Below are 20,129 nucleotides of genomic sequence, written 5' to 3' on the forward strand. Positions count from 1 at the left end.
CTTCACTTCGGGTTAATGGAGATCCCTCCGCCAACCGGAGTGCTGCTGTGTCCGGAAAACTGCTCTCTTCGACTCACTCCAGATCTTGCCGCGCCGGTCTCATGGTCCTCGACCTGCGCAACTCTCGCTTCGATCTCATGCAACTTATGCTCGACTTTGGTAAGATCCGTATGCGCAACGACACGCCTTTCATCTCCAATCTCAGAACGCGCCTCGAGACGCTTGATTCTTCGCTCCAGCGCGGCGCGATCCACCATCCACCAAACAAAGACAATGAGCGGAGGAACGAGCGCCATCAAGAGCAGCCATGCCACGGTCGATCCGTGGACAATGCCGCCGTAGAGCGCGCAGAGCGCGATCACACCCCAGAGGCAAGCCAGGTAAATCCTGGGTGCTGTCATCGTGCCCCCTGATGGCCCAGTGCCGCTTGTTGCATATCAGCTTCCTCACCGATCCGCGCGCCTTTGGGGATCACCACCACTCCCGATTCGGTCACGGTAAAGCGCTTCGCATCCTCTTCAAGGTCGTAGCCGACCGAAAAGCCTGGAGGGATCATAACCGCCTTGTCGATGATGGCCCGTCGGATCCTGGCACGCCGCCCCACCTCCACACGGTCGAAGAGGATCGAATCTTCCACAAGCGAGTAGGAATTAATGCGCACGTCCGGAGAGAGGATCGAACGCTCCACCCGGCCTCCGCTGATAATGCAGCCATTGCAGAGAAGCGAATCCAGGGCGACCCCCTTGCGGTTCGTTTCTCCGCCGGCGAAGACCATCTTTGCGGGAGGACGCGGCCGGGTGGAAGAGTGGATGGGGAAAGAGGTGTCATAGAGGTTGAATTCCGGATCGACCTTCAGCAAATCCATGCTGGCCTCGTAATAAGAATCCAGCGTGCCGATGTCGCGCCAGTAATTTCCCTTCTCATCATCGCGAAAAGGATAGGCGAAAACCGGTTTGCTCTGGACGAGGTGAGGCAGAATGTCCCGGCCAAAATCCTCAAGGCTGTCGCCGCAGCTGTCTCCGGAAGTCCCTTTAATTAACACATCGGTTTCGAACAAGTACACGCCCATGTTGACCAAGGTGAAGCCGGGCCGGCCGGGGATGGGTTTTGGATTGTCCGGCTTTTCCTCGAAGGCCAGGATGCGATTCTGTTCGTCGATCTCCAGCACACCCAGCCGGCGCGCCGAGGCGAGGTCGCACTCCGCCGCGGCAATCGTGACTGCGGCCCCCGTGCGTACGTGGGCAGCAATCATCTCGCTGTAGTCCATCTTGTAAATGTGATCGCCCGAGAGGATGAGAACGCGGCTTGGGAGCCGCTCCCGCAGAATGTAGAGGTTCTGGAACACAGCATCCGCTGTTCCCTGGTACCACGAACTTCCCGTCCTGAGCTGGGGAGGGACCGAGAACAGAAACTCGTCGAACGCGCTGGCGAAAATGTTCCAGCCTAGCCTGAGATGATCATCCAGCGATTGGCTCTTGTACTGAGTGAGAACGTAGATGCGCTTGAGTCCTGAGTTGATGCAGTTCGACAGGGTGAAGTCGATGATCCGATAATGCCCGGCGAAAGGAACGGACGGCTTCGCTCGATCTCTGGTCAATGGATAGAGCCGCTCCCCCTGCCCTCCAGCCAGGATTATGGTCAGGGTCTCTTTGAGCACCTTTGCGACGTTCAAGGCCTCCTCCCGACCAATTTCAGTTTGTTGGCACTCTTCCGCGGATTGGCGCTGGAGTCCATTTGGGTCGCATTCTGCAGCACGTTTGCATCGTCCCCGCTCTCTCCCACGATTTTGTGGTCTGCCCAGTTTTCACCGCACAATGCCATCATCTTGATGAAGCGTTCGACAGCTTCTTGATTCTCAAAAGGGCCTACATGTTCCCCGCCCGCATCGACCAGATAGATCATGGTCATGGCTCCGCGTTGCGTTCGGGTCGCGCGAAGCGAAAATGCAACGGATCTCTGAGGTTTTGGAGTTCGCGGTAGTAATAGAGGGGAGTCGGCCGTTTACCCTTAAACCTCAGAGTTCTCAGGAAACCAATTTCTTCCTGCGTCGCATCCTCGCTGAGGGAGGCGTTTCCCAGGAATTCCCTGAGCCCAGGCTCTTCGTTGAATTCCGGTTCCGGTTCTCTTTCCACAAACTCGAATCTGTGAGGGTGCCCCAGGCCCGCTCTTTGGTCCAGGCGGATTTCAATGGCAAAAGTCGCAAGGTCGATGTCCCAGGATTCAATCAGCGGATCCAGGAAAGCAACACAGTTTTCGATCGACACGTGGAAGACATCGGTATCCAAAAACTCGAGGATGGCAACCCTCATCTCTTCTTGGCTCCGGTTGCTGAGCCCGGCAACGAGGCGGAGCCAGCTCTCACTCTGCAATTCTTTTTTGGCAACATTCTTGATCACGTTAAGAAGGATCTGGGTTACCAGACGTTCGAGTTCGCCGAAGGCCTGTTTCTCGAAAATGGCACGCATCTGTCTCTGTTTGTCCGGGTTGCACTTGCGCAGAACCGACTCCCGAACCTCCTTGAACAGCGGCACCGGCGGGTCTGCCAGCTTTCTCTTCAATTCTTCCAGGCGCTGCTGGTCGGCAAGCTTCGCAAGCTCGCCGCTCGGCAGCTTCAGGAATTGTTCCATTTTGTCGTAAATGCCTGTGCGGTCGGTGGCAGGCGGCGTCTTTTTCCGGGTCAGCAACTGGGATATGTATGACTCCGTGACTTGCGCGGCACTCGCCAGATCTCTCTGCTCAAGCCCTAAGTGTTCGAGCCGGCGCCGTATTACCAAAGAAAGATCCACCGAGGCTCCTTTTGAATTAACCATCCTGGTTTATTGCTTGGCACGTGCTTACTTATATCACATCGTGCATTACCGAAACATGTTAATTAACCATGGCCGGTTAATTTCCTGAGGACCTGGGACGCTCCCTGGATTACCTTAGGGCTGGCACACGAGCGGCTCCGCACCAGACCTTGCGCGCATAACACCCACCCCCCGCATCTGCCATAATTACGTAACCATGCCTGAACTCCCGGATATTGTGATTTATCTCGAGCAGCTCGAAACGCGCGTGGTCGGCCAGCGCCTGGCAACGGTTCGGGTGTCGAGTCCGTTTCTCGTGCGTACCTATGACCCTCCGCTCGAAGCCGCATGCGGAAAACGTGTCGTGGGTCTGCGGCGCATGGGGAAGCGCATGGTCTTCTGCCTCGAAGACGACCTTTTCCTCGTGCTTCATCTGATGATTGCCGGCCGGTTGCACTGGAAGCCGGCTGGCGCGAAGATCCCTGGGAAGATCGGCATGGCTTCATTTTCCTTCGCCACGGGAACCCTGCTTCTGACCGAGGCGGGCAGCAAGAGACGTGCTTCGCTGTGCCTTGTTCGGGGCGAAGCCGGGCTCATGCAGCATAGCGCCGACGGTCTCGAAGTGCTGAGCGCAGGCCTCGATTCATTCCAGGACTCGCTCTTGAGTGAAACTCACACGCTCAAGCGCTCGCTGACGGACCCTCACATCTTCAGCGGCATCGGCAACGCCTATTCGGACGAAATCCTGCACCGGGCCCGTCTTTCGCCTCTGAAGCGCACGGACCAGCTCAGCGCTGAGGAAATCGCCGCGCTCTATCGGGCCGCGCGGGACACGTTGCGCCTGTGGATAGAACGGTTGCGCCACGAAACGGGGTTCGGCTTTCCCGAGAAGGTGACTGCTTTTCGTGAGGGGATGGCAGTCCACGGTCGCTATGGGAAGCCGTGCCCGGATTGCGGCGCACCGGTGCAGAGGATCGTTTACGCCGAAAACGAGACGAACTACTGCCCCAACTGTCAGACAGGGGGCAAGCTGCTTGCCGATCGCGCGCTCTCCAGGCTGCTGAGACAGGACTGGCCGCGCAGCCTCGCCGATCTCGAGGAACTCAAGAACAAAGCTCGGGAACGCGGGCATCGTTGATTCGTGCTTTTTCCGCGTGCCTTAGGTCTGGGGATATAAGCCGGCCACGGTTCAAAGCGACCGTTCACCACCGAGGTCATTCCGCTTGCGCCTTTTGATGTATGGGCCGCGTGGGTCCGTGATATAAGAGGCGCATGAACGGCTTTGCGATCCAGGCGGAAGGATTGTGCTTCAGCTATGACCAGGGCGAAGTCCTGCACGGGTTGACATTTCAGCTGCGAGCCGGAGAGGTCCTGGGCTTGCTGGGCGCCAACGGCGCCGGGAAAAGCACCACACTGAAAATCCTCGCGGGCATACTTACTTCCGGCAGCGGCAAAATCCGGGTCCAGGATTTCACCCTTCCGGAGGATCGGGATCAGGCGAAACACATCCTGGGTTATGTTCCCGAGAATGCCGCGCTGTATGAAAGCCTGAGCGCGAAGGAATTTCTGGAGCTCTGCGGCCGCCTCCATGAAATCGAGGAGAAAAAGCTCCAGCGCAAGATCTCGCAGCTGCTCGAAGTGTTCGAACTGAGCAAGGAACGATTCCGCCGTCTCGTCACCTTCTCCAAGGGAATGCGCCAGAAGGTGCTGATCGCGGCGGCGCTTATTCACGATCCGCAGATTCTGCTGCTCGACGAGCCTCTCTCCGGACTCGACGTCATGAGTTCCATGCTGGTCAAGGACCTGCTGGCGGCGCTGGCTCGCGACGGGCGCGCGGTTTTTTACAGCTCGCATGTCCTCGACGTGGTCGAGCGCGTCTGCGACCGCGTGCTGATCATCCACAAGGGCAGCCTGATCGCGGACGGCACCCCGGAGGAGCTGAAAGCGACCGGAGGCCGCGAAACCCTCGAGGATGCTTTCCGTTCGTTGACTCAAGCCTCTTCCACCGGGCCCCTGGTCGGAGGCATCCTGGAGGCCATGAAGCTGTGAGCGCCATCGCGCAGTTGCGGAATCGCATCCTTGAACACACCACGGTGCGCCGGCTGCTGGAACGAGCCGGCATCCAGGCGCGGCAATACTGTCTGCTGATCGATCTGTTCGACACTCTCGCCGGGCGCTACGAACTGAGAGGCGCGATCACCACCATCGGGTTGGGCATAATGGTCGGCTTCTGCGTGTTCATGAGCCTCTTCCCCTGCCTGATCGTTCTCTCCCACCCTTCTCTCGCCACCTACATCCTCTTCCCTATGGGGCTTACGGTGTTTCAGCTTTTTGTGATAGTGATGGGCGACGCCGCCAACAGTCTCTTGAATCCGCAGGAAGCTTCCGTGCTTGCCCACATGCCGATCGGTGGCTTGACGTACGCTGCGGCGAAGGCCAGCCACCTGATCCTTGTTGTGTTCCTGATCGTCACGGCGAGCAACGCCTTGCCGGCACTGGCGGGCCTGTTGCTCCCGGGCGCCCGGTGGTTTTTCCCTCTCACCCTCATGCTGGCCTCTTACCTGGCCGGATTTTTCCTCGCCTTCGTCATTTGTGGCGGCTATGGATGGCTATATCATTTTGTCGCACCGGAGAGACTGAAAGGGGTTGCCATGGGGATTCAGGTATCCCTGTTCGCCCTCGTGCCGATGTTGGGCGGCGCGGCCGGTTCGGCGATATCGACACTAAGAAAGGCGCATTTGCAGCCCGCCCACTGGGCGTGGTTTCCGCCGAACTGGTTTGTCTCGATTGCGCTCCTGGGCCACGCCGCGCCTGGCTTTCATATCTGGATGGCAATCCTGGCAGCAGCGGTGACGGGCCTGTTGATCGCGCTCGGGCTGCGTTCCTTCGGCTTCGAATACCTGGCGCGCGCCACAATGCTCGTACAGGGGCACGCTCGTGCCGCCGACGCGCGACCGCGGACCGGGTGGATCCGGCGCCTGGTCCGGTCGGCCTCCGGCTCTCCCGCCGGGACCGGTGCCTGCGCTTTCACCGGAATCATGTTGCGACGTGATTGGAACCTCAAACGCCAGGCTCTGCCGATGGTAGTCACGCCGATCATCGCGATGTGTTTTATCGGTTTCACTCAAATCGGCGTCTCACCCTTTGCGCCGGGCCGGTTCGCGCCGCTTCACGCGTTGCCGCACGCACTCGCCTTTATGCTCCTGTATCCGATCGCCCTTCTGTCGCAGACCGACCAGCCTCAAGGTGCCGCCGTGTTTCTCACCCTGCCCTTCCGGAACATGGGGGCTTTCACCCGGGGCGTCTACTGCTCCCTCTGGCTGCCTTGCATCGGGATTGCGCATCTGCTGCTCATGTTTCCGGCGATCTGGTTCTGGGGGTGGAGAGACGCCTTGCTGTTCGTTATTTTCAGCACCGCGATGGCATCACTGTATTTGAGCGCGGAGTTTTTTCTGATGGATGGCCTTCCCTTCGCCAATCCCGTGCGCGTGTCGGCCCAGGCTGACCTGACGCCGGTGATGCTGATCAGCGCACCCTGCGCTGCGGTCCTGGCGTTCCTGCAGTGGCTGATATTCCGGAGTCACACAGCCGCCTTCATCGCCACCGTTGCGGTCGCGTTGCTGGCCCTTGTGCTGACACGGTTTTCACTCCGGCACATGGCCAAAGAATTTCGCGCCAATCTCATTGCGCTCGGCCTCGGCCCGTCGCGCCTCTTCAAACCGCTCGACTCCAATTGATGAGCGACCCACCCTGGGCGGGCATTGGAATGTATGGCATGATCGGTCGGGATGTTGGCGTGAATGATCGAAGCGCGCAGGCATCGCATCTTCGTGGCGTCGAGCGCTTCCTTGTAAGAGTCGACGGCCCAGTCAATCCCCTTGTCTCCGACGGCGTGCGTGCCGACGGTCCGACCCCACCTGGCCACCTGGGAGAAAGGCATGATCGCGATCAGAGTCGAAAGGCCGCAAGACGTTTCCCAAGTCCGTACGGTCAACGAGCGGGCATTCGGCCAGCCCACGGAGGCTGACATTGTCGACAGACTCCGACAGGCCTGTGGGGACTCCCTGTCGTTGGTGGCGGAGGACAATGAGGTCGTGGGCCACATCCTCTTCACGCCGGCGGTAGTCGAGGGGCCGGGGCGCCGCATCGTCGGGATGGGATTGGCGCCGATGGCAGTCATGCCGGAGCGCCAGCGGCAAGGCATCGGCTCGGCACTGGTGAGGGGCGGACTGGAGATACTCCGCGAGCGCGGCTGTCCGTTCGTGGTCGTGCTCGGTCATCCTGATTACTATCCGCGCTTCGGGTTCGAGCGTGGGTCCGCCCATGGCCTCGCATGCCGGTGGCAGGGAGTCCCGGACGAGGCTTTCATGGTGCTCATCCTGGACGCGGTTGCCATGGAGGGTGTGTCCGGCGTGGTGAAGTGCAGGGATGAGTTCAACAGCAATAATCTGCCAGCATGAGGAATCGGAAAACAACCGGCGTGCCAAGTACTATATCTGCAAATGGTCGCTCCGGGTTTTCCGCTTGGGGCGCCGTCGAGTTGCAGGCGCCTGCGAAGCGATGTCGCTATTTATTCCTGAAGATGTCGTCGAAATTCCAACCGTTTTGGGCGCACATTGCCTTTACGTGGCTCTCCCATGTCGGCTCCTCCGCGGGTCTGCCGCCCACGAAGCAATCCACACTCAAGTAGCGCAGTGCATGTGAACCCTGGCATTGAACGCGATGAAGAGTATGCGGCGGAATACGCACGACGTCTCCCGGATTCACCGGACATGACTGCAGCAGTTCGCCAACCTGCAAAACGCCGGCGCCTTCCATTATGTAAAAGATCTGTTCCGTATCATGATGAACGTGCAGGGGCGGGCCTTCGCCAGGTTCGAGCACGACGAGGAATACCTCGGACGTTTCCGCCTCGGCCCGGTCCATCACCAGATCGTTGACGTGCGTGGGGAAACGATAACGGACAGTTTCTTTCGTACTGAATACGAACTTGTTTCTCTGCATTTCGCGATACCCCTTTCAGGCGGATCTGGTTTCCACCGTCCGTCATTGTCGCCCACCGTTCCTCTCGCCTCACGTCAATCACCGGGCGGGCTTTAACCTGCGGATTTCACCCCCGAGGGAGAAAAATACCGCCGTGCCCAGCACAGGAAGCAGACCTGCCGCAATCAGAATGGGGGTATACGAATGAAGTCTGTCGACCACCCATCCGGTTGTCAGGGTGAACAGAATTGCTCCAATGCCCGCGCCCACTCCTCCCAGCCCGGCAACGGACGCGACTTCCTGCTCAGGGAAAAAATCACTCGGCGTGGTCTGTAGATTATTGATCCAACTCTGAAATCCAAATGTCACCACGCTGATGAATGCCAACGCGCTTATGGCGCTTCTCGAAAGCGCAGCCGGGATACCGGCCAGCATCAGCAGCGCACCTGCTGCCATCACAATCTTCCGCGCCGCGTTTGTGCTGAGTCCCCGACCCATGAGGTAACCTGAAGCCCAGCCGCCCAGCAAGCTTCCGGCATCCGCTGCCACATAGGGGAGCCAGGCGAACATCCCGATCTGCTTCAGGCTGAAGCCGCGCACCGTGGAAAGATAGAGCGGCAGCCATGTGATGTACAACCACCAGACCGGATCGGTCAGAAATCGTGAGATCACGATCGCCCACACCTCGCGGTACGCCAGGAGTTGCCGCCAGCTCACGGATTGGGATTGGGAGGTCAGAGGCCTGCCTTCCTTGATGAATGCGTACTCTTCACGGGAAATTGCCCGGTGATGCTCCGGCGTGTCATAAAAAAGCAGCCACAAAATCAGCCAGCCAAATCCGAGCCCGCCAGTGACTATAAACGTCGTTTGCCATCCAAACTGCAACTGCAGCCAGACAATCAACGGGGGCGCCAGGATGGAGCCGACAGACACACCGCTGTTGAAGACGCCCATGCCGAGAGCGCGCTGGCGTGCCGGAAACCACTCGGCGATCGCCTTGGCTGCGCCGGGCCAATTGCCCGCTTCGCCGATCCCGAGAATAAAGCGCAGACAACTCAGGCTGGCCAGGCCACGCACGAATGCGTGGCCCACGGCCGCTGCTGACCAGATCAGGATGGAAACGGTAAATCCGCATCGCGTTCCGACGCGGTCGTAGAGCTTGCCTGATAAACCCTGGCTAGCAGTGTAGGCGATCAGAAACCACGTGCTGATGCTCGCGAACTGGAGATTCGTCAGACCGAGCTGAACCGTAATCACCGGAGCAAGCACAGAGATGGTAAGCCGGTCAACAAAGTTGATCAGCGTTGCCAGGAATACCAGGCTGATCATCCACCAGCGCAATCCCCGCACAGTCCTCGCAGCTTCCTGAGTCCTCAAGTCCGCGTTCTATTGTCAACAAGTCCGCCGCTTCCCAAAACAGGTGAACGGGGACATCCCCCGGCTTTCGAGTGAACACCTTTCGTAAAACCGCAGCTCCGTGAAAACAAGTAAACGGCTGGGACGTCCCCGGGTTTCCTATTGTGGATCCCGCGTCCGGGCGGCGGGCTGAGCGGCGCCGGCGTCGAGGTGGTTCCAGTTCAGGATCGCGTTGAACGCCAGGTTGAAGCTGCCGTGTGTCTCGTAGCGCCAGAACGGGCGGTTGGCAAACATCACGACGTGGCCCTTGCCGAGCGGCGCATCGATCACCAGTGCGCGGCCGGCGAGCGCCTGCTGGCCGACGAGGCCGCCGCTGAGCAGCAGGTCGTTCGGATCGTTCGGGAAGCGCAGGATCACGCGCGGCTGCTGCGCCTGATCGCCGCCGCCCGCGCCACCCCGGCCGCCACCGCCCCCGCCGCGTCCGCCGCCACCAGGTGCGCCGGGCACACCGCCGCGAGCCCCGGTTTGCGCCGGTGGAGGGCCGTCGAGCGTCGTCAACGTCGGCTGGACCGCATTCGGATTCAGATTCATGCCGACGCCGGGAATCTGGCTGCCGCCGCGCCCGCCACCACCACCAAATCCGCCACCGAATCCGCCACCGCCCGCGTTCAGCACGGGTCCCGAGCTGAAGTAGACCGCAAGGTTGTCGCTATCGTAGCCGTAGGCGATCGGGCTGTTCCTGTCCACGAACTGCGATTTCATCACGACACCGCGCGCAAAGAGGCCTGTCGGCTCTTCGATGGTGACTCCGCTGACGAGGTGGTAGTCGGGGAAAATGGTCGCAGTCGAGCCCTCGGTGATAAGCAGGCCACCCTCTTGAACAAACTTCATCAAATTGATGAGCCCTTCGAAGCCCATGCCTCCGCGGATGTCATCGGCCGAATCCTGGACGCCCAGGTTCGGTGTCAGATCCGTTTTCTTGTATGGGATCGGTTCGGCGCCCTGCACGCCGTTCACCTGCGATTCGGCCGTGCCGCCGACGTGAGGGAAGATGATCACGTCGTACCTCTGCCGCAGGTTCGGCTCGCGCAATTTCGTGTCACCGAAAAAAGTGTAGGGAATCTTCATCTTATCGAACGTCATCCGCACCCAGCCCTCGTTCTGGGTATTCGACCAGGAGTGCACGTAGCCGATCCTCGGCGTCACCATCTCATGCATCTTCACGGCCGGCGCCGATTCGACCGCATAGGCGGCTAGACCATACTCCTTGATCGACGCTTCCAGCGCAGCCCTGTCGGCATTCGGGATGATAATCGCGCCGGCAATGAACTTGCGGCCGGCGGCCTCGAACGCCTCTTCGGCCGCCTGCATCTTGACGTCCCTGTTCGCGAAACGGAACGGCGCGAGGCTGGTGTCCCCATTGTGGTCGACGATGATCACGCTGCCAGAACCGGTGATCGTCCCCGGTACCTTTGCGTCTGCCGCGAGCAGGGTCATCGGCTGGCTGAGCACCGTCTTGTCCTCGATCTTCGCCACCTTCACGTTGCGCAGCAGCGGGAGCGACCAGCCGGTGTCGTCGTACGGGCTCGGGTTGGCCGGCGAGAAGAACTGGGTGTCGAGGAAGTTGACGGCGCAGCGGCTGTAAGGCTGATCCATCCGGACGACATAGTCGCCCGCGGCCACCTGCACGTTGCCGGCGGTGAAGCCGCTGTTGGCGGTATGCACCTCGATGCCTTCCTGCCGGAGCAGGTTCACCAGGCTGGCGGCCTCGCCGCGGCGGCGCTGGCCGGCTGGGATCACCCAGGCGTACAGGGGGCCGTCCTTGCCCAGGGCGACTGCGCGCTTGTTCTTCAAATAATAGTTCTCGAGGAGCATCTCGTGGTTTTTGGCCGTAAACTGCAGCGCCAGGAGCAGCCCCGACTGTTGGATGTTCACGTTGTTGCGCGGGCCCCAGTTGATGCGCGGCAGCGGCGGGTTCGGCCGGTACCACTCCTTGCTGCTCGAGGTGGCCACCTCGCGGTTCGCCGGGCCGTAGCTCTCGGTTTCGTAGAACCGGCCGATCGAGTTGTGCAGGTTGGCGATCCAGAAGAGGTAGTTGGGCACCCAGCCGTCGTAGAACGAACCGGTCCATACACCCGGCACGCCGCGCTTGGTCATTTCGGCGACCTCGTATTCCGAGATCTGCCACCACTCGTTGGTCAGCACGGGGTCGACCGCCGTGTTGTAGGGCCCGGCGCCCGTCGACGCGTACAGGTAATCCTGAGATTCGTGCAGGTCGTGCATTACCGTGGGATGCCATTCGAGGTAGGTGCGGAGCACGTTCTGAGTCAGCTTCAGTCCCAGCCCCAGACCGTCGCGGTTGTTGTCGTGGGCAACATACTGCCCCCACCAGAGGAGCGGCATGCGTTTGCCGGTCTTTTTCTGGTAGTACAGGTTGTCCACGACCTTCTCGCGGCCGTCCACTTCAACTACTGGGGTGAGGAAAACGATCGTGTTGGTGCGGATGTTCTGGATAAACGGCGTCTCTTCGACGATCAGCCGATAGGCAAGTTCCATCTGCATCTCGGCGCTCCCCGTCTCACCCGAGTGCAGGTTGCCGGTCGCCCAGTAAATAGGCTTGCCGGTCGCAATGAGTTGCTGTGCCTGCGCATCGGTCAATTTCCGTGGATCGGTAAGGTCGGCCAGGATCCTTTTGTAGTTGTCGAGCGTTTTGATCGTCGCCTCATCGGCGATGGCCATGACGATCATGTCGCGGCCTTCCTCGCTCTTGCCGATTGTGAAGAGTCTTGAGCGGCCGGGCGCCGCCTTGGCAAGGGTCTCGAAATAAGCCTTGATGTCTTTGTAGTAGGTGAGCTCGTCCGGCGTGCCGGGGATGCGACCGAGGGCCTTGAGCGGCGTGGGCACGGTGGCAGACGCGGGCAGGTGATCCACGAGCTCCGTCAGGATGCGCGGGTCCCGCGTGTACTCCTTGATCTTCGCGGTGTACTCCTCGTCCACCTTCTGAACAGCTTCGGGTTTCACCGCGGCTTTCTGGTTCTGGGCAATCATGCTGCCGCCCGACGACAGCACAACCAGGCATGCAAAAACAGCACAGCGGATGGCGATTCTTCTCATCCAACTGATTGTCATGGTTCCCTCCTTCGTTAGGACCGCCGGGCGCGCCGGCCACGGCTGGGCCCTCGCATGGATACGGTTGCGCGCATCTTAAAGGTTCTTTCGGCAGGGCGACAAGGGGAAACTGCAGATCTGGTGTCAGGCCTTAGCCTGAAACATTCATGAAGCAGAACCGCACCTCGGCAAAAAGCAACAAAATTGGACGCGGATGAACGGCAGGAGCTCCTGCCCGCCGACCAAAACCGAACGGTCAGCGTCTGTCAGCGTTCCCCCGCGTCCAAAACGGCCTTTTGATCGCATATTCATGAATGATCTGCGTTAGAGCAGGGCGCTTCTGGTGGCCGGCCGGGCGAAAACACCTTCGCTTGCAACCAAGTGGCAACAAAAGGCGTTCGCGGCATGTCGGGCACCGCAGCCGGACAAAACCACAGCGAAGATGTTTGCATTCCCGCTTCGCGTGTTTTAGGCTTTTGTGGAAACTCGTCCCAACTAACCATTTGAATGCAATCATGGGCAGTGATAGTTGTGAGGATACGACTCCCTCAAATATCGCGAACACCGCGAGCCCCGGCGCAGCTGGGCATCGCCAGAGAGCGAATCATGTTTTCCCGATCAGGAGGAGAGTGTAATGGCAAGGCTGATTATGTGGCGTCCGAATAGGATGTTCCTACTTGCGGCCGTCTGGTGCGGAGTTGCCGCCTTTGGCTTTCTTCTGCGGCCGGGCACCTGTTCGGCACAGGATTCATCCCGATCTTCAGGTTGGGTTGTAATTCCGGTGGATGAATACAAAAGACTCCGAGCCCTGGCATTTCCGACCGAGCGCGATTCAGACGTGTTGCCCGTCGAAGCCACCCTGACTCGGGTGGATTATGATCTGCACGTCAACGGCGAACTCGCCACTGGACAAGCCAGCCTTACCGTTGACGTCATTAAAGACGGTTGGGTGCGCGTCCCGATTCCCTCCGGTCTCTATGTCCGCGAGGCCAAACTTGACGGCAAGCTACTTTCCCTGGTATCCGGCGGAGGGGAAAAAGGCGCCGGCCCCTTGTCTGTGATTCTGCCACGCCCGGGCCGCTATATGCTTATTCTTGACGTGGCGGTTCCGGTCGCATCCAATGCCGGCAATGAAAGCATAGCTCTTCCCAGCACCATGTCCGGCGTCACACGGGCATTGGTGCAGCTCTCGCGCCAGGGAATGGACGTCAAGCTGAGCGGCGGCGTGCTGGTTGAGGCGTCCGAGTCGGCGACGGAAAGCAGGTGGCTCGCATACGGGAACGGAATTCAGCCGCTCACGTTTGCCTGGCGCCGGAAGACCGACGATCACCGCAACAGCCAACCCTTGCGCATGCGCGGATCTCTCACAGAGGTGGTGGGTCTCGGCGAAGACTCGACGTCGGTCAACGCTGAGGTGAATGTGGAAATCATCCAGGGTGCCACAGCCGAAATCAGGGTGACGATTCCGGAGAAGGTCGACATCAACCAGGTCTCCGGGGCGATGGTTGCGGACTGGGAAATGAAGGGGAGCGAACTCGCCATTACCTTCCTCGAACCCGTCGAGCAAAACGCCCGTTTTGTTGTTAACGGCGAAACCCGCAGCCCGCGTGACGGCCAAATCGAGATTCCGATCCTCCGGCTGGCAAATACCGAACGGGAAACGGGCGGAATCGCAGTCGAAGTCCTGGGCGCCGGCGAAATCAAGGATAGAAGGTTGCAGGGTCTTGAAAACGCCGATGCCTCCGACCTGGGTGAGATGGTATCCAGCCGCCAGTCTCCTTCGCTCCTTGCGTTCCGTTTTCGCAGCGTCGATCCGAAAGCAGGGAGGATGCTCAACATAAATGTAGTCCGGTATGCCCAGCAGGCTGTGCTGATGGCCAATGTCGAAGAAGCCCGCTATGAAGTTCTCATGACGAACGAGGGCAAGACACTGGTGCAAGGCCGGTTCGCGGTACGCAACAACCAAAGGAACTTCCTCAAGATCACACTGCCGGCGGGTGCGCGGCTGTGGAGCGCCACCTTGTCTGGAACGGCGGTCCGGCCGGGCCAGGCATCGGATGGAGGCCTGCTGCTCCCCCTCGAAAAGGCGCGCGGCGGCGAGGAGGCGTCCGGCTTTGCCGTTGAGATCTTGTATGTCTGGGCAGGCAAGCCATGGGACGAAAGAGGCAAGGTCCTTGTCCCTCTGCCGAAACTGGATCTGCCGGTTTCGCGGACTGGACTGCGATTGCAGTATCCGCCCCTGTTCAGAATATCGACTGAACCCGGATCGTTCCATGCCGAATCCTATGTGGATCCCTCTTCCTCGGTTCTGGCAAAAAAGCTGGAGCGCTCTTCGTTACCGGAAAGCAAACCGCCGTCTCAGCTGGCGCCCGACGCAAGAAACGATGCCATGCAAGCCCTGGTGGATCGTTTTAAGATTGAAGCTCAAACCGGCAGGGGCGCAGGCATTCTTCCGATCAAAATCTCTTTTCCTGTTGTCGGCTCATCCATTTTCCTGATGTCCGAACTGACAGGTGAAAACCAGACGCCCACCGTGGAATTGAGCTATCAGCGGACCGGCAAGAAGGGAGGGATGAAATGAAAAGCAGCACGCTCTCAATCGTTCTGGTCGCAACTGTTACCATGTCCGCCGCCATTCTCGCACAGGAGAAAACCGCTCCCCCGATCCCGCCTGCGGGCAATGTCACGATGCCTCTGGACGAGTTCAATCGACTGGTGGAGCTGGCCGGCAAACCTCCCACTAAGCCCAATCCGCCCCCCATCCGGCATGCGATCAAACGCGCTGAATTGCAACTGCGGGCGACCAACGAACTGGTACGCGGAACGGTTCAGCTTGAAGGCGAAATCTTCGAAAAGGGCACAGTCAAGGTGCCTCTGATAAGCGGAATGACCATCATGGATGCGCGTCTCGAAACAAGAGCCTTGCCTCTTCAACAACAAGGGGGAACTCAGTTTGCCGTGCTCGCCGGCCCCGGCGAATTTTCCGTGGCGCTGGAGGCGGCGCTGGCAATGACCATCGAGGCTGGGCGCGCATCGTTCGTCTTGCCCGTGCCTTCTGCAGGAACGGCACACCTCGTACTGGAAATCCCCGGCGACCACACCAACGTAAGGATCAATCCCGGGCTGATTACCAACCGAACATCGAACAACAACCGGACGGTCGTGGACGCAACCCTCGTACCGGGGCAGCCCGCAAGCATATGGTGGGCAACGCGGGAAATCGCGGCAGTCGCTGCTCCGCGGGAGATACGTTTTCTGTCCGATGTGAAGACTCTCGTTTCAGTGGGAGAAGCCGAAATCAGATTGGCGGCGCTGTCCGACATCACCGTTCTACAGGGCGAACCTTCCCAATTTGAGATCGAGGTGCCTGCAGGTTATGAAATCACGGGAGTCACAGGCGCCTCGCTGCAATCGAGTGAGACGAAATCAGGGTACCTGATCCTGAACGTAAACGGCACCGCGCGCCACCAGGTGCTAATTTCCATGGAAAAATCGATGGCCGGTTCCCAGGTCGAGGTCCCGATTATCAGCTTCAAAGGGACCCAGCGGGAAACCGGGGAAGTCCTGATCGAGGCCACCGGAACCATCGAACTCGACGCAAAGGAAGGTGGCGGTCTGCGGCGCATGGATCTGAAGGAAGTCAATGCCTTCCTGCGCTCACTCGCACGGAATCCCCTGCAAGGCGCGTTTCGGTATCACCGGCGGCCGAACGAAGTTCCGAGTCTGGCGCTCCAATGGAATCGCTTTCCGGACAGCAGCGTGCTGGCCGCCGTCGCAGAACGAGCCGAAGTCACTACGCTGGTGACATCCGAGGGGAAATCGCTCACGGAAATAAAGCTGAGACTGAAAAACCACGCCCAGCCGTTCTTGAAAGTCGCCTTGCCACCCGGGGCGGTGATCGTGTCCGCCGATGTCGGCGGCGAGAGCGTCAAGCCGGTCGAAGGTTCCGACGGCAGTCGCGTTCCCCTGCTGCGTACCGGGTTCCGCCCGGCCGATGCCTACGATGTCTCTTTCGTCTTCATGCACTCGGGCGCCCCGTTCGCCAAAAAGGGGGATGCGGAGCTGACCCTGCCTGGATTGGACGTGCCGATCAGCGTGCTGCGTTGGGAGGTCTTTCTGCCCGGGCGCTACGCGGTGAAAGACTTCGGCGGAAATGTGCTCTCCGCTGGTCTGTTGATACCGGATGCTCGACTCGCAGCCGAAGATGAAGCGGCCGCGGCGGATGCCCGCACCTCTGCGATCGCAGGCTTTTATAGCGGGGCGATGCTTCCCGGCCAGTTGGGGGGAACGATTGTGGATCCGTCGGGCGGCGTGATCCCAGGGGCGACCGTGAACATCCTCCACCTGGATAGCGGCGCCACAACCAGAACCGTCACCGACGAGGCGGGCCGTTGGGTTGCCTCAAACCTGCCTTCGGGCCGCATTCGAATCACTGCCGACATGCCGGGTTTCAAAAACAGCGTCCGCGAAATTGCCTACGATGCCAGCCGCCCAGCGAATTACAATATCGCGCTTCAAGTGGGAGGTACGATGGAGACTGTTACCGTCACATCGGCTAACGCGGCAATGGAATCCCAGAGGATCGCCAACGACCTTAAGAAGAATGCCCAGCAGGCGGTGAACGTCGCTTCAGCCAATGTCACCAATCTGCAGCGGCGCGTCGCCGGGGTGTTGCCGGTGCGGGTGGATGTGCCGCGTGCCGGCACTTCGTTCCGGTTCGTTCGGCCGCTTGTGCTGGACGAAGAGACCAAGGTGACTTTCAGATACAGGGGGAGGTAGACAGCCGACAGCGCACTTGAACAAGTCCGGTCTTGTACTATGCTAATACTAGGCGTGATCTCAGGGCGGTGCAGCAGATCAGTTCTTCTTCCGCTTCCGGCCGAATCGAGGAGTTCCCACCCAGCCCCGGAGATCCCATAAGGTGGTCGTGACGGGTAACGATTGCAGGTGTCCATGCTGGAACATCGCGTCCCCTACAATGTGAGTGTCGTCGAAAGCTGCTCCAGCTGTGCAATGCGTGAGAAGGGGCCGTTCTGCCGGCTCCCTCAGGGAACCGTGGCCGCGTTGAACTCGCTGCGACAATCTTCTCTGTATCCGCGCGGGGCAGTGCTGTTTGTCGAGGGAGAAGCGCCGCGCGGGCTGTTCATTCTCTGCTCCGGCCAGGCTAAATTGAGCGTCGGCTCTTCAACAGGACACGTAGTCAGCCTGCGCATCGTGGAGCGTGGTGAATCTCTGGGGCTCAGCAGCATCGTTGCCAATGAACCCTATGCCATGAGGGCCGAGACTCTGTCTCACTGCCAGGTGAGCTTCATTCCGAGGCTGCAGTTTCTTCAGCTTCTTCGTGCGCACCCCGACTTGTCTCTCAATGTCTCCAGGCACCTCAGCATGGAGCTTCACAAGGCTTATGATCAAACACGACTGTTGGCCCTGGCCCCGGGCACTCAGGTCAAGGTGGCGCAGTTTCTCCTGGCCTGGGCAGAGCAGCACGGCGAGCTGGTGGAGGAAGGCATGCGCCTGGCCGTCCACATGACCCACGAGGAAATCGGGGAAAGCATCGGTGCTGCGCGCGAAACAGTCAGTCGCGTCCTGGGAGACTTCAAACGCAAACAACTGATACGAGTCAGGGGCGGCACGATTGTCATCTTGCAGCCTCAGCAACTTCGCGGTTTGACTTCTTATAAATACTTCTGACTGCCTTTCCTGCAATTGTCGTAATTCAGCATCTGTGAAGGCATGATCTATCCCAGCGAAACTTCTGCCATCCTGCGCCCTCACACAGGCCCGCCTGCCCGATCCGCGGCACTGTGACGGCCGTCACGCTCAACGGGTGCGCCCGTCACTGAACAGCGGGGGGGCCCCAAGGGATCCTGATCTGCAAGGAGACAACCGCCATGCCCCTTAGTAAAAAAGCTTATGCGGCGTCCACGCTTTTTGCGTTTCTGTTTGCCGGCTTTGCTTACCTGTTCCTGCTGGGAACACCGAGCGCGCTGGCCATTCCTTACTTCTCCCGCAAATACGGAACTTCCTGCACGACTTGTCACAACGATTTCCCGGAGCTCAATGATTTCGGATGGGCCTTCAAAAAAAATGGTCTCAAATTTCCTAAGGACGACGAAACCTTCGTCAAGGAACCTCCCGTTTTGCTGGGAGCCAAGGCTCAGCGCGAGGTATTTCCCAAGGCGGTGTTCCCCGGTGAAATTCCCGGCACCATACCGGTCGCTCTCAGGTACTCCGGCTTCTTCAATTACAACAACAAGCAGCCGCTGGCCCTGGGATTCCAGCCCAGGACGGACCTGTTCTCACCCAATACCTTCACGGCCATAACGGCCGGAAGTTTTGGGCAAAGACTCTCCTGGTGGATCGACGACGACATTTCCGCGGGAGGTTCAGGAGCCGACGGCGGGCTCGGTGACGGTTACTTGAAGGCCAATGACATTGGCCACTACCTGGGCCTGCCCAAAGATGCACTGAACGTGCGCTTCGGGCAGTTTGAATTGGATCTGCCCTTCACACAGGCGCGCACCATCAATCTCAGCGACTACGATATTTACGATCAGACGTCAGTCGCCGGGGTGCTCGGCACTACGAACAACCCATTCACGCTGGGCGTACCGCAGCGCGGTTTCGAATTCGGCGGTTATCCAAACGATGGAAATTTCAACTGGTCGGTCGCCCTCGTGAACGGAAGCAACGACAGCACCCCCGCCAACAACAGTAAGAGCGTATATGCTCACGTTTTCCAGCAGTTCAATCTCGAGCGTGACCGCGCAGCGCGCAGAGAGGTGCAGGCGGCCGGGGCGACCGGTCCCCATGATCACACCTCACTGCGAATCGGCGCTTTCTACGGCTACGGGCGCAACGTGCTCAACACCGACCGCCAGTTGTTTCCTGGTTTCGCGGATATCAATGAGCCCTACTATCGTGTCGGGGGATACTTCCGTTTCCGATTCCGCAGCGATTTCGAAATGTACGGGCTCGGAATGTTCGGCCATGATTCCAACCTGGTCCCGGATCCTGCCACCTTCACTCTGGATCATGGTCCCGCAGTGAACTTCAGCGGCGGGTTCGTCCAAACGCAATACTGGCTCTATCCCTGGGCGATTGCGCTCATGCGCTATGACGTGGTGAACTCGCCGGCGGATTTCTTCAACGGCGCATCGCAACGGTTTTCCCGCAATCGATTCAGCCCGGGCCTTCAGATCCTGATTCGCGCCAACATCAAGTTCGGTTTGGAATATCAGTATCGCTGGAGAAAACCGGTCCCCGGGACGAACCTGTTATTCCGCCCGAGCGGGTTCGTGGCCGGACTCGATTTCGTCATGTGATCGTGTTTGAAGCGTTTCCCTGTTTCGAAAACAGGCGGAGCCTTTGGAGTGTGGCGGCATGACCTGAACCTTGTACGGATCTCATCCTCTATGCGCGCCCTGGCTCCAATGGGCATGGGAATGAGATTCCAAATGGTGGACGACATGTAAGTGCCGGCCCTTCGGGCCTCGACCATTGGCTGTGCTAACCCCGCGCTTACGCGCGGGGCTACGCACTGCCGGCGCTTCGCGCCTGATTTGGGGAATGCAATGGAGCCTGAAGATCTTACGAGAAAGCCCGAAGTGCCGGCAGTGAATGGGGCCAGTCGTAGGAGGCTGTCCAACGGTTGATATTCTGGCCGTGAGGAGGCCCGAAGAAAGCCCGAAGTGCCGGCAGTGAATGGGGCCAGTCGTAGGAGGCTGTCCAACGGTTGATATTCTGGCCGTGAGGAGGCCCGAAGACATCTGAGGTAGTCTGTCAAGTATTTTTGATTTCATGATTCTCTATGCGGCCTTGTCAATAAAGTCCAAAACCTCGGACCCTTTATTTCGAAGCGATTGGATATGAATCTCTTCGTTGTACATGACA

15 protein-coding genes are annotated in these 20,129 nt (G+C 59.4%); 8 read left to right on the forward strand and 7 right to left on the reverse strand.

Annotation, left to right across the window (positions count from 1 at the left end):
- Window positions 1-2: 2 nt before the first annotated feature.
- Genes LAP85_24150 through LAP85_24165 form a run of 4 tightly spaced genes read right to left on the reverse strand, consistent with a single transcriptional unit; the run spans window position 3 to window position 2,786 of the window.
- The gene (locus LAP85_24150) at window positions 3-401 is read right to left on the reverse strand and encodes a hypothetical protein (GenBank protein ID MBZ5499503.1); all 399 of its coding nucleotides are present in this window, start codon (window positions 399-401) and stop codon (window positions 3-5) included.
- Window positions 398-1,672, reverse strand: coding sequence for a glucose-1-phosphate adenylyltransferase (gene glgC, locus LAP85_24155; GenBank protein MBZ5499504.1), 1,275 nt, complete (start codon window positions 1,670-1,672; stop codon window positions 398-400). Before glgC ends, LAP85_24150 begins: the two co-directional genes overlap by 4 nt.
- Entirely contained in the window at window positions 1,669-1,902 is a 234-nt protein-coding gene (locus tag LAP85_24160; protein MBZ5499505.1) for a hypothetical protein, read from the reverse strand. Before LAP85_24160 ends, glgC begins: the two co-directional genes overlap by 4 nt.
- A gap of 2 nt (window positions 1,903-1,904) precedes the next feature.
- Window positions 1,905-2,786, reverse strand: a complete 882-nt coding sequence (locus LAP85_24165) for a helix-turn-helix transcriptional regulator (GenBank protein MBZ5499506.1) — start codon at window positions 2,784-2,786, stop codon at window positions 1,905-1,907.
- Between the two features lie 220 nt (window positions 2,787-3,006).
- Between LAP85_24165 and LAP85_24170 the strand changes: the two genes are divergently transcribed.
- The 4 genes from LAP85_24170 (at window position 3,007) to LAP85_24185 (ending at window position 7,249) form a co-directional block, all read left to right on the forward strand.
- Complete coding sequence (locus tag LAP85_24170) at window positions 3,007-3,927, forward strand: formamidopyrimidine-DNA glycosylase (protein MBZ5499507.1); 921 nt, start codon at window positions 3,007-3,009, stop codon at window positions 3,925-3,927.
- Between the two features lie 134 nt (window positions 3,928-4,061).
- Entirely contained in the window at window positions 4,062-4,838 is a 777-nt protein-coding gene (locus LAP85_24175; protein MBZ5499508.1) for an ABC transporter ATP-binding protein, read from the forward strand.
- Window positions 4,835-6,526: a hypothetical protein gene (locus tag LAP85_24180; GenBank protein MBZ5499509.1), complete on the forward strand. Its 1,692-nt coding sequence runs from the start codon at window positions 4,835-4,837 to the stop codon at window positions 6,524-6,526. The genes LAP85_24175 and LAP85_24180 overlap by 4 nt, the downstream gene beginning before the upstream one ends.
- A 201-nt stretch (window positions 6,527-6,727) precedes the next feature.
- Window positions 6,728-7,249, forward strand: coding sequence for an N-acetyltransferase (locus LAP85_24185; protein MBZ5499510.1), 522 nt, complete (start codon window positions 6,728-6,730; stop codon window positions 7,247-7,249).
- 106 nt (window positions 7,250-7,355) lie between these two features.
- Here LAP85_24185 and LAP85_24190 read toward each other — a convergent pair whose 3' ends face one another.
- The 3 genes from LAP85_24190 to LAP85_24200 form a co-directional block, all read right to left on the reverse strand.
- Window positions 7,356-7,793, reverse strand: a complete 438-nt coding sequence (locus tag LAP85_24190; GenBank protein MBZ5499511.1) for a cupin domain-containing protein — start codon at window positions 7,791-7,793, stop codon at window positions 7,356-7,358.
- Window positions 7,794-7,871: 78 nt separating this feature from the next.
- A complete protein-coding gene (locus LAP85_24195; GenBank protein ID MBZ5499512.1) occupies window positions 7,872-9,101 on the reverse strand; it encodes an MFS transporter in 1,230 nt (409 codons plus the stop codon).
- 186 nt (window positions 9,102-9,287) lie between these two features.
- On the reverse strand, window positions 9,288-12,242 hold the full coding sequence (locus LAP85_24200; protein ID MBZ5499513.1) for a hypothetical protein: 2,955 nt from the start codon (window positions 12,240-12,242) through the stop codon (window positions 9,288-9,290).
- Between the two features lie 628 nt (window positions 12,243-12,870).
- Between LAP85_24200 and LAP85_24205 the strand changes: the two genes are divergently transcribed.
- The 4 genes from LAP85_24205 (at window position 12,871) to LAP85_24220 (ending at window position 19,561) form a co-directional block, all read left to right on the forward strand.
- Entirely contained in the window at window positions 12,871-14,817 is a 1,947-nt protein-coding gene (locus tag LAP85_24205; protein ID MBZ5499514.1) for a hypothetical protein, read from the forward strand.
- The gene (locus LAP85_24210; GenBank protein ID MBZ5499515.1) at window positions 14,814-17,015 is read left to right on the forward strand and encodes a carboxypeptidase-like regulatory domain-containing protein; all 2,202 of its coding nucleotides are present in this window, start codon (window positions 14,814-14,816) and stop codon (window positions 17,013-17,015) included. Before LAP85_24205 ends, LAP85_24210 begins: the two co-directional genes overlap by 4 nt.
- A gap of 174 nt (window positions 17,016-17,189) precedes the next feature.
- Window positions 17,190-17,927 (forward strand): Crp/Fnr family transcriptional regulator, encoded by a 738-nt coding sequence (locus tag LAP85_24215; GenBank protein MBZ5499516.1) that lies wholly within the window; start codon window positions 17,190-17,192, stop codon window positions 17,925-17,927.
- A 200-nt stretch (window positions 17,928-18,127) separates the two neighbouring features.
- The gene (locus LAP85_24220) at window positions 18,128-19,561 is read left to right on the forward strand and encodes a hypothetical protein (GenBank protein ID MBZ5499517.1); all 1,434 of its coding nucleotides are present in this window, start codon (window positions 18,128-18,130) and stop codon (window positions 19,559-19,561) included.
- Window positions 19,562-20,129: the final 568 nt, after the last annotated feature.

It is taken from the genome of Terriglobia bacterium (assembly GCA_020072565.1).
In the GTDB taxonomy this organism is placed as follows: domain Bacteria; phylum Acidobacteriota; class UBA6911; order UBA6911; family UBA6911; genus JAFNAG01.